Origin of the sequence: Streptomyces sp. ISL-100 (genome assembly GCF_018614615.1) — a bacterium.
Taxonomy (GTDB): Bacteria; Actinomycetota; Actinomycetes; order Streptomycetales; family Streptomycetaceae; genus Streptomyces.
The window spans coordinates 48,435-62,123 of sequence record NZ_JAGGOK010000038.1; the positions used below are offsets into that span (position 1 = coordinate 48,435).

14 protein-coding genes and 2 pseudogenes are annotated in these 13,689 nt (G+C 69.7%); 8 read left to right on the forward strand and 8 right to left on the reverse strand.

What is annotated here, in order from left to right; translation table 11 throughout:
* Positions 1-58: 58 nt before the first annotated feature.
* Positions 59-790 carry a hypothetical protein gene (locus tag J7E89_RS17640; protein ID WP_214974557.1) on the forward strand — a complete coding sequence of 244 codons (732 nt, stop codon included), beginning with the start codon at positions 59-61 and terminating at the stop codon, positions 788-790.
* A gap of 324 nt (positions 791-1,114) precedes the next feature.
* Here J7E89_RS17640 and J7E89_RS17645 read toward each other — a convergent pair whose 3' ends face one another.
* Complete coding sequence (locus J7E89_RS17645) at positions 1,115-1,795, reverse strand: peptidase (RefSeq protein WP_308315508.1); 681 nt, start codon at positions 1,793-1,795, stop codon at positions 1,115-1,117.
* A 269-nt stretch (positions 1,796-2,064) separates the two neighbouring features.
* On the opposite strand from J7E89_RS17645, the gene J7E89_RS17650 reads away from it, so the two are divergent.
* Complete coding sequence (locus tag J7E89_RS17650; RefSeq protein WP_251060686.1) at positions 2,065-2,556, forward strand: cupin domain-containing protein; 492 nt, start codon at positions 2,065-2,067, stop codon at positions 2,554-2,556.
* Here J7E89_RS17650 and J7E89_RS42400 read toward each other — a convergent pair.
* Together J7E89_RS42400 and J7E89_RS17660 are read right to left on the reverse strand one after the other, a co-directional pair.
* Positions 2,487-2,870 (reverse strand): annotated as a pseudogene (locus tag J7E89_RS42400) (MerR family transcriptional regulator); the annotation flags it as partial. The gene J7E89_RS17650 and the pseudogene J7E89_RS42400 overlap by 70 nt on opposite strands.
* A gap of 33 nt (positions 2,871-2,903) precedes the next feature.
* A pseudogene (locus J7E89_RS17660) lies at positions 2,904-3,584 on the reverse strand (SDR family NAD(P)-dependent oxidoreductase).
* A gap of 117 nt (positions 3,585-3,701) precedes the next feature.
* On the opposite strand from J7E89_RS17660, the gene J7E89_RS17665 reads away from it, so the two are divergent.
* Positions 3,702-3,914 (forward strand): hypothetical protein, encoded by a 213-nt coding sequence (locus J7E89_RS17665; RefSeq protein WP_214974558.1) that lies wholly within the window; start codon positions 3,702-3,704, stop codon positions 3,912-3,914.
* A 121-nt stretch (positions 3,915-4,035) separates the two neighbouring features.
* Positions 4,036-4,680 (forward strand): uridine kinase, encoded by a 645-nt coding sequence (locus tag J7E89_RS17670; protein WP_214974560.1) that lies wholly within the window; start codon positions 4,036-4,038, stop codon positions 4,678-4,680.
* Positions 4,681-4,749: 69 nt separating this feature from the next.
* Here the strand turns inward: J7E89_RS17670 and J7E89_RS17675 are convergent, their stop codons facing one another.
* Together J7E89_RS17675 and J7E89_RS17680 are read right to left on the reverse strand one after the other, a co-directional pair.
* Positions 4,750-5,643 carry a carbohydrate kinase family protein gene (locus tag J7E89_RS17675; protein WP_214974677.1) on the reverse strand — a complete coding sequence of 298 codons (894 nt, stop codon included), beginning with the start codon at positions 5,641-5,643 and terminating at the stop codon, positions 4,750-4,752.
* Between the two features lie 65 nt (positions 5,644-5,708).
* Entirely contained in the window at positions 5,709-6,626 is a 918-nt protein-coding gene (locus J7E89_RS17680) for a pseudouridine-5'-phosphate glycosidase (protein WP_214974562.1), read from the reverse strand.
* 87 nt (positions 6,627-6,713) lie between these two features.
* Between J7E89_RS17680 and J7E89_RS17685 the strand changes: the two genes are divergently transcribed.
* Positions 6,714-7,139 (forward strand): VOC family protein, encoded by a 426-nt coding sequence (locus J7E89_RS17685; protein ID WP_214974564.1) that lies wholly within the window; start codon positions 6,714-6,716, stop codon positions 7,137-7,139.
* 91 nt (positions 7,140-7,230) lie between these two features.
* Complete coding sequence (locus tag J7E89_RS17690) at positions 7,231-7,593, forward strand: cupin domain-containing protein (RefSeq protein WP_214974566.1); 363 nt, start codon at positions 7,231-7,233, stop codon at positions 7,591-7,593.
* On the opposite strand, the gene J7E89_RS17695 is transcribed toward J7E89_RS17690, so the two are convergent.
* From J7E89_RS17695 to J7E89_RS17705, 3 genes are read right to left on the reverse strand one after another with little or no spacing between them, the layout of a single operon-like run.
* A complete protein-coding gene (locus J7E89_RS17695) occupies positions 7,583-8,926 on the reverse strand; it encodes an MFS transporter (RefSeq protein ID WP_214974568.1) in 1,344 nt (447 codons plus the stop codon). The two genes, J7E89_RS17690 and J7E89_RS17695, sit on opposite strands and share 11 nt — an antisense overlap.
* Before the next feature lie 42 nt (positions 8,927-8,968).
* Positions 8,969-9,523: a methylated-DNA--[protein]-cysteine S-methyltransferase gene (locus tag J7E89_RS17700; RefSeq protein ID WP_214974570.1), complete on the reverse strand. Its 555-nt coding sequence runs from the start codon at positions 9,521-9,523 to the stop codon at positions 8,969-8,971.
* Positions 9,524-9,577: 54 nt separating this feature from the next.
* A complete protein-coding gene (locus J7E89_RS17705) occupies positions 9,578-10,456 on the reverse strand; it encodes a glycerophosphodiester phosphodiesterase family protein (protein ID WP_308315509.1) in 879 nt (292 codons plus the stop codon).
* A gap of 252 nt (positions 10,457-10,708) precedes the next feature.
* Here J7E89_RS17705 and J7E89_RS17710 point away from each other — a divergent pair, with 252 nt between their 5' ends.
* Together J7E89_RS17710 and uvrB are read left to right on the forward strand one after the other, a co-directional pair.
* Positions 10,709-11,509 carry an MHYT domain-containing protein gene (locus J7E89_RS17710; protein WP_214974575.1) on the forward strand — a complete coding sequence of 267 codons (801 nt, stop codon included), beginning with the start codon at positions 10,709-10,711 and terminating at the stop codon, positions 11,507-11,509.
* A gap of 50 nt (positions 11,510-11,559) precedes the next feature.
* Entirely contained in the window at positions 11,560-13,689 is a 2,130-nt protein-coding gene (gene uvrB / locus J7E89_RS17715; protein ID WP_214974576.1) for an excinuclease ABC subunit UvrB, read from the forward strand.

Consider the following 13,689-nt stretch of genomic DNA (forward strand, 5'->3'; position numbering starts at 1 on the left):
CCCCGAGGGCTTGAATAATCATTCGAGTACGGAAGTTGATGTTGCTAGCGTCATGGACGTGGCGAAACTCAATCAGATCATCGCAGTCGAGAAGGGCGTCAAGTCCAAGGCGCAGCAGGACCTGACCGTGGCTCAGCATGCCCTGCAGAAGCCTGCTCTGCTCGCGGGCATCTCGCGTACGTACCAGGCCAAGGACGAGGAGGGTGAGCAGCTTCCGCCCGAGTCCACGCGCGTTCAGGTCAAGGCCGAGGACGTACTGCGCGACACCGCGAAGACGCTGACCCGGCTTTTCGACGTGACCGCCACCAAGGACTGGGCCAACTGCACCGCCCGCGCCGACGTGACCGTCGACGGCCGAGTGCTGGTGAGTGAGGCGCCTGTGTCCTACCTCCTCTTCCTGGAGAAGCAGTTGGCGGACATCAATGCCTTTGTGCGGAAGCTGCCGGTGCTCGACGCCTCTGAGGCGTGGACACTGGACCCGTCGACCGACGACTGGAAGACGGAAGCGGTACGGACACTCCGTACGAAGAAGGTGCCGCGCAACCATGTGAAGGCGGAGGCGACCGACAAGCACCCGGCCCAGGTCGAGGTGTACTACGAGGACATTCCGGTTGGGTACTGGACAACCGTGAAGTTCTCCGGGGCGCTGACGGCCCGCCGCGTGAACGAGCTGCTTGAGCGGGTGGAAAAGCTCCAGCAGGCTGTGAAGTTCGCGCGGGAAGAAGCGAACGGCGCAGAGGTCACGGACCAGCGGGTGGGAGACGCCGTCTTCGGCTACCTGTTCGGGTAGCCTCCCAAATGACTCCCCGGGCGCCATCGTGCGGTCGGGGTGCGCGAAGAGCGTAAGCTGAAACTGAAGTTTGTCGTGACTGCCGCGGTACCGGATACGGACCGCGATCAATCTCAGACTCTTGCTCCAGACTCAGCATTCGCCGCCGATCGCCGTTTCCAACCGGGCCCAGGCCCATGCACGTCGAGATGCCGGTTCAATTCCGGCCCGCGGAGCTCGATCTGCGGTGGTCTAAAGGCATGACGCGGCGACATAACGACTGACCTGGTCCCATTACTGGACGGCGTGCCACATGGGCGGCATTGAACAGGGCTCGGGGGCCGGCTACGCCCCCGGGCCCGCTTCCATTTGCCTTTCCCTTTCCCTCTGCGTTCCGAACGACATTCCGCGGCCCGCGAAGAAGCGTTCGAAGGTCGTGAGGGGGAGGTTCGCTGCCCGCGTGGCCGCCGTCGTGCCGGACGGGTTGTGGAAGTGGATGCCCTTGCCGTCGGGCGTACGGGCCGTGATCAGGGCCAAGTGGCCGCCTTTGCCCGGAGCCTCGCGGTCCGGGTTGCGGATCTCGTAGTGGACCGATGCCATGACGGTCCGACCCCCGTCCAGGAGTTCGAGGATTTCGAACGTGGTGAGGTGGCGGTGGACCGTGGTGGGGAGAGCGTGTGCCTCTTCGGCGTACGTCGCCAGCGGGGCGTAGATCAGGCCGCGGATCGTTCCCTGCGGGTTTTGTGCGTCCTGCGTGTACGCCCCGTACTTCAGCGCCCCGTCGCGGAGCGCGAAAAGGGAGGGGGCGCCGGGGCCGAGAGCCATGCGCAGGCATGTCATGCCGCACAGGTGGCCGCACCACTGGGCGTACTCCTCCACCGTCGCCGCGCCCGAGGACTCCCACGCCGGATCTGTTGCCGGATCCCGGCCGCCGTACACGATCTGTTCGATCAGGTCCGGGGACGCGAACTGGGTGTGGATGGGGACGTGGCACGTGGAGCAGCTGGCTGGAGAAGGGCTGGTCACTGGCGGTATCCACTCCGGAAGCGGCCGATACGGCCGATCGCCGCATCCAGATCATCAGCGTACGGGAGGGGGTTTGAAACCCGTTCTCGATCTCCCGGGCAACCGTCGTGCGCAACCCCTGGGGCGCGGAGTTGATCTCGGATACGGTGAGGCGATTTCGGCGATTGAGGCGGCGGGGACTCCGATCGAATCCCCGGTCAGCGCCCGGGAGTTGGAGGGTTCCGATGGGGTTCACGGGGTTCACAGGATTCACGGGGTTCACAGGGTTCATGGGCTTGTTGGGTTTCGTGCGGAACGGCAACCAAGGGTGGGGGCGCAAGGGAATGGTCCTCGGCGGGTGCGTGGCGGCGCTCGGCATGGTGCCGTCCGCCGCGCTCGCGACGCCCGGCAGCGGAGTGACCGGCACGGTGCTCGCGACCGGAACCTCCGCCGGGACCATGAAGGTGAAGGCCAAGGGCGTCACTGATGTGGTCGTACGCACTATCACCATCGCCCCGGGCGGATCGACCGGCTGGCACCACCACCCCGGCCAGCTCATAGCCGTCGTACAGAAGGGAACCCTGTCCCGGACGCTCGACGACTGCTCCGTCGAGACGACGACCGCGGGCCAGTCCTTCATCGAGCCCTCCGGAGCGAAGCACCGGCACATAGGGCGCAACCTCGGGAGTGAGCCGGTCGTCCTGTACGTGACCTACATGCTGCCCGCCGGCAGCCCGCTCTCCATCGACGCCGACGCGCCCGCGTGCGCGGCGGGGGAGTAGGAATAGGAATAGGAATAGGAAAGGGAGTACGAGGCCAAGTTGGCGGCGGTTGCGTCGTGGGGTGGCGGGCCGCCGCCGGTCGCCCTGTGCAGCGCCGCCGCCAGCGCGGTCCGCAGGCCGCCGTCCGACGGCGGCGCGGCGGCCACATCGCCGTCCAGGCACGGCCGGAAGGCGCGGACGTCCTCCAGCGCGAGGCCGGCTTCGAGGAGGTGGCGGATGTTGCGGACACGTACGACCGTCAGCTCCTCGTCGTACTCGCGGTAGCCGTTCGCGGCCCGGCGGGAGGAGATCAGGCCCTCCCGCTGGCCTCGCCGACCTCATTGAGCACACTTCGGCGACCAGTCGTATCACGCCACCACCGCGCCACCATCCACCGGCAGCACGACCCCCGTCACGAACGACGCGCCCGGCGACGCCAGTTGCGTGATCGCCCACGCCACCTCCTCCGGGCGGCCGATCCGCCCGAGCGGCGTGTGCGCCACCTGCCATTCCCGTACGGCGGCCTGCCGCGCAGGGGCCAGGCCCTGGTGTTCGCCGATCGGGGTGTCGACCGCTCCCGGCGCCACCGCTACGACGCGGATGCCGCGCGGTGCCAGCTCCACCCCCAGCTGCGGATGAGGAGTTCAAGTGCGGCCTTCGACGCGGCGTACAGGGAGTTGCCGGGCCAGGCACGCTGGCCGACCGATGTACTGACGTTTACGATCGCGCCGCCGCCCGTCGAAGCCTCCAGCGCGGGCAGCGCAGCTGAGCCAGCAGCGCGGGGGCGACGAGGTTCGTCGCGAGCTGTGCCTGCGCGCTCTCGCGCGAGAGCGCGCCGAGCGGTCCGGCGCTCACGATGCCGGCGTTGTTGACGAGTACGTCGAGCCGCCCGCACTCCTCGACGGCCTACGCACGATCTCCTCGGCGGCGCCGTCGGCCGTGATGTCCGCCACCAGCGGGCGGATCCGCGGGTGTGCCTCCGCGGTCTCGGCGAGCGGCGCCGGCCTGCGGCCCATCGCGACGACGTGGGCACCTGCGGAGGCGAACATCCGGGCCGTGGCGAGGCCGATGCCCGTACCGGCGCCGGTGGCGGCGTACTGCTGGTTGCTCTGCTGCTTCGAGGCGTTCAGGCGGACCGTTGAGCGGGTGCGGCTAGGGTCGGTCCCATGACTTCGGATCTCTGGGACGCGCTGCCCGCCGCCGTACGCGACAAAGTGGACGAACTCGTCGTCCAGGGGCGGTCGGTCCAGGCCGTCTTCGCCATCCGTTCCTCAGGCGTCACGCCAAGGCCCGGGCTGCGTGCCTGTCAGGACCTGATCGCCGAGCGCGGTGTCGCGCTCGCCGACCGGATCGAGCCTCCGCCGCCGCACGATGTCTAGACGCTCGCCGAACGCTCTTCCGGTGCCGTTCCGCTTCGACGAGTCGGACGGACCCGACGTGCTCGTCCCGCGCTCCCTGCATGACGTGGCCCCTGCATGATGTTCCCCGCATGATGTGGGGGTGCAGTTCGAAGCGATCACCTGGGAACGGCTCACCGACGCCCTCGCCGACCATCTCGGCGGCCTGACTCCGGCCGATGGCGGGCCGTGGCTCAAGGCCGCCGTCGACGGTGCGCCCGCCGCCCGTACCCGCGAGGTCGCCGGGCGCCTCGCCGATGCGTTGCGACTGCGCGGCCGTACGGTCGTGGCCGTCGGTACGGAGGGGTTTCTGCGGCCGGCGTCGCTGCGGTACGAGTTCGGCAAGGAGGACCCCGACTCGTACTACGACGGCTGGTTCGACATCCGCGCCCTGTGGCGCGAGGTCTTCGGGCCACTGGAGCCCGGCGGCTCCGGGCGCGTTCTGCCCGACCTGTGGAACCCGGCCACCGACCGGGCGACGCGCAGTCCGTACGTACGGCTTCCTGCGGGTGGTGTGCTGCTGGTGCACGGGCCGATGCTCCTGCGGCACTGGTTTCCGTTCGACCTGACGGTGCATGTGCGGCTGTCCGCAGGGGCGTTGGAGCGCGGAACGGACGCCGGGGCGAAGTGGACGCTGCCTGCCTTTGCCCGGTACGAGCGGGAGGCGCGGCCGGGGGAGGCCGCGGATGTGCTCGTACGGGCCGATGATCCGCGCCATCCGGCGTGGACGGGGCTCCGGGGGCAGTGACGGCAGGGCGTTTCGGTAAGGGGCGGGCAGGGCAAGGGCGCGCCTTCACCACCGTAACCCCAGCGACCGTCACCCCAGAGGTGGTCGCCCGCCCACCAGCGCGACGGCCCGCGCCCCGGCGCCGCACCCCTCCACCGCAGCCCGCGCGGCATCCGCACCGGCAAGGCGTGCCGCGAGGAACGCTCCCGCGAAGGCGTCGCCCGCGCCCGTCGAGTCCACCGCCTTCGCCGGGGCGGCAGGAACGCGGTCCTGCACGCTGCCGGCCGCGGCGACCAGCGCTCCCCCGGCGCCCAGGGTGGCGGCGACCAGCGGAAAGTGGCGGCTCAACTTGGCCGCGGCGTCCGCAGTTTCCGGCAACCCGGTGAGCAGCCGGGCCTCGTCCGCGTTGGGCAGCAGCACATCCGCCCCCGCCACGGCCTCCAGGAAACGGTCCACGCCCAGCTCGGCGATGAAGCCCGCCGACGCCGGATCCACGCTCACCGTCACCCCCCGCTCCTGGGCCGCTCGCAGCGCCAAGCGGGCCGTCTCGCGGCTCGTATCGGCGAAGAAGAGGTAGCCGGAGAGATGGAGATGGGCGACGCCGTTCAGGAGGGACGCGGACCAGTCGGCGGGACAGAGGCGCAGGGCGGCGCCGCTGTCGGTGAGGAACGTACGCTCGGCGGCCGCGTCGACGAGGGAGATCACGGTGGCGGTTGCCGCCTCCCCGTCGAGCACCACCTGCGGACGCACACCCGCACTCCGCAGCCGCTCCTCGTGCCACGCACCCGCGTCCGTACCGACCCGCGCCAGAAGCCGAACGTCTGCCAGCCCCGAGTACGCCGCCCAGCAGGCCACGTTGGCCCCCGCCCCGCCCGGCAGCGTCCTGATCTGCGCCGCGGTGTCTGTCGCCGGTGCCAGCGGTGTGCGATGGCGGGCCACGACGTCGGTGACCACATCGCCGACCACCAGCAACGCACCGCCCATGCCGCCCGAGCCGTCGGTCTCATCCTCACCAGCGCCCCCTGCCTCACCCCTTCGCGGGTCCTCGCTCATGCCTGCGCCCACGCGGTCGCGATCCGCGCGGCCAGTCGTACGTTGCCGCGCACCGCCGCCAAGTTGGCCTCCAGTGAAGCGCCTTGCGTGCCCCGCGCCAGGTAGTCCAGCAGGAACGGCGTGACGCCCTGGCCCGAGATCCCGCGCGTCCTGCACTCCTCCAGGGCCTCGGCCAGCACCCGGTCGTGCAGCGCCGGGTCGAGCTGCTCGGCCTCGGGTACGGGATTGGCGACAAGCAGCGCCGCTTCCGGGCCGCCGAGCACGTCCTGGGCGCGCATCACCGCCGCCACCTCAGAGGGCGTGCGCACCGTCCAGTCGACCGGCTCGCCCGAACTGCTCAGGTAGAACCCGGGAAAGTGCGCCGTGCCGTACCCGAGGACCCCGACCCCGAGCGTCTCCAGCCGCTGCAACGTCGCCGGAACGTCGAGGATCGACTTGACCCCCGCGCACACCACCGTGATCCGCGTCCGCGCCAGCAGCCCCAAGTCCGCCGACTCGTCCTGCGTCTCGGTCCACTCGCGGTGTACGCCGCCGAGCCCACCGGTGGCGAAGACGCGCAGGCCGGCCCGGGCGGCCAGTAACGCCGTCGCCGACACGGTTGTTGCCCCGCTCGCGCCCGCCGCCAGGGCCGGCGCGAGATCGCGATGACCCAGCTTGCGCACCGAGTCGTCGTTCGCGACCCGCTCCAACTGTGCCTTGTCCAGGCCGACATGCGCCCTGCCGTCGAGGACGGCGATGGTGGCGGGAACGGCTCCGACGGTACGTACCACCTCCTCCAGCTCCTCCGCGACCCGCAGATTGCGCGGGCGCGGCAGACCGTGCGCGATGATCGTCGACTCGAGGGCTACGACGGGACGGCGCCGCTCCAGCGCCTCCCGCACCTCCCCGGACATCAGCAGTGCGGTGTCAGGCATGCCCCATTCCTGGCGCGTCGGCCGGGTCCTCAAACGTCGCGCGGCGCGCCCTTGCGCCCGGCGACGATCGCACCGCAGCCTGGGCGGATGACAGAAACACATCTCGATCACGTCGTCCTGTGGGTGAGCGACCCGCTGGCCTCGGTGGAGTTCTACGAGAAGACCGTCGGTCTGAGCGGCGTACGTGCCGCCGAGTTCGCGGAGGGCAAAGCGGCCTTCCCCTCCGTGCGTGTCGCCGCCGGATCGCTGCTCGACCTCGCCCCCCTCACGATGGCCGGGTCCATGAACGCCATCCCCGGCGCCGAGGGCACGGCCGGTCACCCGGTCAACCATGTCTGCCTCGCCATGGGCAAGCAGGCCTTCGAGGCCCTGCACGGCCGGCTGGAAGTAAGCGGCGTGGCCGTCTCGCCGTATTCGCACAACAGCTTCGGGGCCCGCGGCGCCGCTCCTCGGTCCTTCTACTTCCGCGATCCCGACGGGAACATCATCGAGGCCCGCCACTACGACGAGTGATCTCCACGTGATCCAAGGTCCAAGGTAAAGGTCACCACTGACAACGCCCCTCGGTGAGGCTCACCGGAGGTCCCCGCTAAGGTGACGCGCCATGACGACAATTGATCAAGTTCCTGCCTCTTTCGCCGTGCACATCCCGGACGCCGATCTTGAGCCGGAGCCGCTCGACCCGGACCAGATCGTGTCCGGAGAGCCGGTGGTGACGGGCAAGCTGCTGTGGAAGTCTCCCGACGGCAAGCAGCTGCGCGGGATCTGGCAGATCACGCCCGGCGTGGTCACCGACACCGAGGCCAACGAACTGTTCGTGGTGGTCAGTGGGCGCGCCACGGTCGCGGTGGAGGGCGGCGACACCCTGGAGATCGGTCCCGGTGACGCGTGTGTGCTGCGCGAGGGGGACCGTACGACCTGGACCGTGCACGAGACGCTGCGGAAGGCGTACCACATCAGCCTTTAGCGGCCGGTTCAGCTGGTTCCGCAGGGTCTTCCGCTTCGGCCGGTTCCGGCGAGTCGCCAGGGCGGCTGCGGGTGGCCAGCAGGGCGAGCGCGGCCATCGGCAGCAGCAGGCAGGCGCCGATGGCATTGAGCCAGCCGTAGCCCGCCTGCGAGACGATCAGGCCGGCCGCCGCGCCGCCGATCCCCGCCGCCGAGTTCATGGTCAGGTCCGACAGTCCCTGGACCGCGGCGCGGGCGGGCTGCGGCACCGAGTCGGTGAGCAGGGCGGAGCCCGAGACCAGGCCCGCGGACCAGCCGAGGCCGAGCACGAAGAGGCCGGCGGCCGTCTGGGCGTGGCTGGGACCCGCCGTGCCGGCCAGCAGGGCGGCGAGGCAGAGCAGACCGGCCGCCAGGCCGATGACCGCGAGACGGCCGACCCGGTCGGACAGCCAGCCCATGACCGGTGAGAACGCGTACATGCCCGCGATGTGACCGCTGATGACAAGACCCACGAGTTCCAGATCGGCGCCGTGGTGGCCCAGGTCGACGGGGGTCATCACCATGATCGACACCATGACGGTGTGACTGACGGCCACTGTTACGAGAGCGAGCCTGGCCCGCGACGACGCGGCCACCGCCGCGACTCCGGCGCGCAGCGAGCGGCTCTGCGCGGACTGCGATTCCGCCGGCGCCATGGCCCGGGCGGTCAGGAGCGGATCGGGGCGCAGCAGTACGGCGACGATCAGACCCGTGACGAGAAAGATCCCGGCGGCCCACAGGAACGGGCCCGCCGTCTCGGGTATGGACGTGCCGGTGAAGGCGCGGCCCGCCGGTGCCGCGATGTTGGGGCCGAACACCGCGCCGATGGTCGTGGCCCAGACAACCGTCGAGATCGCCCGGGCGCGCCGGTCCGGCTCGGCCAGGTCGGCCGCGGCGAAACGCGCCTGGAGGTTGGCGGAGGACGCGGCGCCGAATCCGGCCATGCCGAGCAACAGCAGCGGGAAGTTGTCGATGACGGCGGCGAGCACTACGAGCGCCGCGCCCAGGGCGCCGATCAGGTAGGCGAGGACGAGTCCCGGGCGCCGGCCGCGCGAAGTCATCAGGGAGGCCAGCGGGATCGACAGCAGGGCCGTGCCCGCGACGGACGCGGTCGGTGCCAGTCCCGACAGGGCCTCGGTGCCGCTGACCTCGACCGCGAGGACGGGCGCGAGGGCGATACCGATGGGCACGCCGAGCCCGCCCAGGATCTGGCTCACGACGAGTACGACGGAGGTACGCCGCTGGAGGGCGCGCAGCGCGTCGGGCCCGGGTATCGCCGCTGTCGCGGTTGCCTTGCCGGCCTGTGTTGTAGTCACCGCCGCAGTGTGCCAGCCCTTACCCGGTGTGCGGAACCGAGTTCAGAACAACGGCTGGGGCAGCACTCCTTCGAGCGCCAGCAGTGCCCGCTTGGTCTCCAGGCCGCCGCCGAACCCGCCGAGCCCGCCGTCGCTCTCCACCACCCGGTGGCAGGGCACCACCACGGGCAGCGGATTCGAGCCCATCGCCGCGCCGACCGCCTGCGCCGCGCCGGGTTGCCCGACCCGCCCCGCCAGATCGCCGTACCCGACGACCGCGCCGTACGGAACGCCGGTCGCCAGCTCGCGCAGCACCTGCCGGTTGAACCCGGAGGTGAGCGACCAGTCCAGCGACAGGGTGAAGTCACGCAGCTCGCCCGCGAAGTACGCCCTGAGCTGCCGTATGGGCTCGGCCAGCCGCGCGGAGCCGGGCGCCTCGGTCAGCTCGGCGCCCAGCCGCGTCCGCAGCTGGGCGAGCGCCTTCTCCCGTACCGCAGGACCGGCGTGGAAGACCACGCACACCAGGCCGGCATCGGTGGCGGCCACCAGCAGCGGCCCGATGCCGCTGTCGCCGCTGCCGATGACCGCCCACTCCACGAACTGCCCGTCGCTGTCCATGCGCACCACGGTACGACCGGGCACTGACAACCGGGCGCTGACAACGGCCGGCCGCTACTCGCTGACGGCGTCCCGGACGATGTCGGGGTTGTTGGTGATGATCCCGTCCACGCCGAAGTCGTTCACCCGTGTCGCTGCCGCCGCCGTGTTCACCGTCCAGGTGTTGACCTGGAGCTGCTTGCCGTGCGCGCCCTTCTGCCGGTGGACGGCCGCGACGTAGTCGGCCGTCAGCGACGTGTGCGTCGGATTGATCTGGTCCGTGAACCGGGCGTACTTCGGCAGGTCGGCAACCGGGGGCGTCCCGAGGAAGCCGGTCGTGACGTCGGGCCGCTGCTCGTGCACGGCCTTCACACTGTCCGCGCCGAAGCTCTGGATGACGAGCTTGTGCTTGACGTGGTGGCGGTTCAGCCAGCCCTCCTCGCGCAGCACGCGCAGAGTGTCCTTCTCGATGCCCGGGTAGAGCTCGGGCTTCTTGATCTCCAGGAGCAGCTTCTGGTGGTTGCGATCGACCCGGTTCACGTACTGCTTGAGGGTCGGCACACGCGCGCCCGTGAACTGGGGGCCGAACCAGCTGCCGGCGTCGAGTGTGGCGATCTCCGCCGCGGTGAAGTCCTTGATCCTCCACGGCGACCGGCCGGGGAAGACCTGCTCCACGTTTGTCGTTCTGGCGAGGCTGTCGTCGTGGACGACCACCAGTTCGCCGTCCTTGGTGCGCTGTACGTCGTTCTCCACCCAGGCGAAGCCCATCCGGTCGGCCAGGTCGATCGCCGCCAGTGTGTTCTCGGGTGCGTATGCGGACGCGCCCCTGTGGGCGATGATGGCGGGCTCGTCGGTGCCGCTGGGACTGGCTGCCTGGGTGGCCGAGGCGGGCAGCAGCAGTGCGGTGGCGCCCAGGAGCGCTGCGGCCGTGGCCGAGACGGTGCGTGCGTACACAAGGACTCCTCGCATGGAGTGATCACGGACGGTCCGAGAGTGACAGCGAATAGTCAACGATGGACAGGCGAAGGATGGCCACGAAGTGGACGAAACCGCCCGGGGCGCGTCACGTGTCACTGCCTCTGCCGATGAATTGCCGAGAAAACGTGTGCGGATCACCCAGCTCGGCCTACTGTCGCCCGAAACGGGCCTCCGTACCACGAGTGGGCCCTCGTCACCCGGCGACCGAAGCTGAAGGGCTCAAAGGGAATGCAGGGCACTGTCGACGGATTCAGCTACGGTCTCGTCACCCCGGTAGCGGCGTACCTCATGGCGTGCCTCGGCGGCGCGCTCGGGCTGCGCTGCACCGCGAGGTCACTCAGGAACGAGCACGGCTGGAAGACCGGCTGGCTCGCGCTCGGTGCGACCGCCATCGCCTCGGGAATCTGGACCATGCACTTCATCGCGATGATGGGTTTCACGGTGAAGGAGACCCCCATCAGTTACGACGCGACCCTGACGTACGCCAGTCTCGGCGTCGCCGTCGTCATGGTCGGCATCGGCGTCTTCATCGTCGGATACCGGGGAGTCACCCCGATGGCCCTGGTCACGGGCGGCACGATAACCGGCCTGGGGGTTGCCTCCATGCACTACCTCGGTATGGCCGGAATGCGACTGCGCGGCCAGCTCCAGTACGACACCCTCACCGTCGCGCTCTCCGTGGTGATCGCGGTGGTCGCCGCGACCGCCGCGCTCTGGGCGGCCGTGTCGATACGTGGCTTCCTGCCGAGCCTGGGCGCCAGCCTCGTCATGGGCGTCGCGGTGAGCGGCATGCACTACACCGGCATGGCGGCGCTCAGCGTCCACCTCCACGGGCCCGCGACCGCCACCGGCGGCGAGACGTCCACCCTGCTTCTCGCCCCGATGCTGATCGGCCCGGTGATCTTCCTGTTCCTGGCGGGCGTGGTCGTGATGTTCGACCCCTTGCTGGTCATGGGCCGCACCGACTGGCAGCGGCCGGCCGGTCCGGGCGTCCCGCGCCCGGCCCCGGGAACCTCGCGGCGCCGGTGACCCGGCGCGATCACTGCGTGAGTGTCAGTGCCGGGTCGTACGGTTGATGCATGCGGCCCGTTTCAAGCATCGAACGTACGGTGGCGCCCTTCGAGGTCGTCAGTTCCTACCAGCCCAGCGGTGACCAGCCGGCGGCCATCGCCGAGCTGGAGCGGCGCATTCGCGCAGGTGAGAAGGATGTCGTCCTGCTCGGCGCGACCGGCACCGGCAAGTCGGCGACCACCGCCTGGATGATCGAGAAGCTCCAGCGCCCCACGCTCGTCATGGCGCCGAACAAAACGCTGGCGGCCCAGCTGGCGAACGAGTTCCGCGAGCTCCTGCCGAACAACGCCGTCGAGTACTTCGTCTCCTACTACGACTACTACCAGCCCGAGGCGTACGTCCCGCAGTCGGACACGTACATCGAGAAGGACTCCTCGATCAACGAAGAGGTCGAGCGGCTGCGGCACTCCGCGACGAACTCGCTGCTCACCCGCCGCGACGTCGTCGTGGTCGCCTCGGTCTCCTGCATCTACGGCCTCGGTACGCCGCAGGAGTACGTGGACCGCATGGTGCCGCTGAAGGTCGGCGAGGAGATCGACCGCGACCAGCTGCTGCGCCGCTTCGTCGACATCCAGTACACGCGCAACGACGTGGCTTTCGCGCGCGGTACGTTCCGGGTCCGCGGCGACACCATCGAGATCTTCCCGGTCTACGAGGAGCTGGCCGTACGCATCGAGATGTTCGGCGACGAGATCGAGGCGCTGTCGACCCTCCACCCGCTCACCGGCGAGATCATCAGCGAGGACGACCAGCTGTACGTCTTCCCCGCCAGCCACTACGTCGCCGGACCCGAGCGCATGGAGAAGGCGATCAGGGGCATCGAGAAGGAGCTGGAGGACCGGCTCGCCGAGATGGAGAAGCAGGGCAAGATGCTGGAGGCCCAGCGTCTGCGCATGCGCACCACCTACGACCTCGAAATGATGCGCCAGATCGGCAGCTGCTCCGGCATCGAGAACTATTCGATGCACATGGACGACCGCGCCCCCGGCACCGCGCCGCACACTCTCCTCGACTACTTCCCCGAGGACTTCCTGTTGGTCATCGACGAGTCGCATGTCACCGTGCCGCAGATCGGCGCGATGTACGAGGGCGACGCGTCCCGCAAGCGGACTCTCGTCGACCACGGCTTCCGGCTGCCTTCCGCCCTGGACAACCGCCCCCTGAAGTGGGAGGAGTTCCAGCAGCGCGTGGGTCAGGCGGTCTATCTCTCCGCCACCCCCGGTGCGTACGAACTCTCGCGCTCCGACGGCTTCGTGGAGCAGATCATCCGCCCCACCGGTCTCATCGACCCCGAGGTCGTCGTCAAGCCCACCGAGGGTCAGATCGACGACCTGGTGCACGAGATCAGGAAGCGCACGGAGCGGGACGAGCGCGTACTGGTCACCACCCTCACCAAGAAGATGTCCGAGGACCTCACCGAGTACTTCCTCGAACTGGGCATCCAGGTCCGCTATCTGCACAGCGACGTCGACACGCTGCGCCGCGTGGAGCTGCTGCGCGAGCTGCGATCCGGTGAGTACGACGTCCTGGTCGGCATCAACCTGCTGCGAGAGGGCCTCGACCTGCCCGAGGTGTCGCTCGTAGCCATCCTCGACGCCGACAAGCAGGGCTTCCTGCGCTCGGGCACCTCCCTGATCCAGACCATCGGCCGAGCGGCGCGCAATGTCTCCGGCCAGGTCCACATGTACGCCGACAAGATCACCCCGGCGATGGAGAAGGCCATCGACGAGACCAACCGGCGCCGGGAGAAGCAGATCGCGTACAACACGGCGCACGGGGTCGATCCGCAGCCGCTGCGCAAGAAGATCAACGACATCGTCGCTTCCATCGCGCGCGAGCAGGTCGACACCGAACAGCTCCTCGGCTCCGGCTTCCGGCAGGCGAAGGACGGCAAGGGCGCCAAGGCCCCGGTGCCCGTGCTCGGCGGCAAGGCGGGCAAGGCAGCCAGGGTGGGGAAGAAGGGCGATGTGCTCACCGACCGCCCCGCCGCCGAACTGGCAGCGCTCATCGAGGAGATGACGGAGCAGATGCGCGGAGCGGCCGCCGAGCTGCAGTTCGAAGTGGCCGCGCGGCTGCGCGACGAAGTGGGCGAGCTGAAGAAGGAACTGAGGCAGATGAGGGAGGCGGGGCAGGCCTGA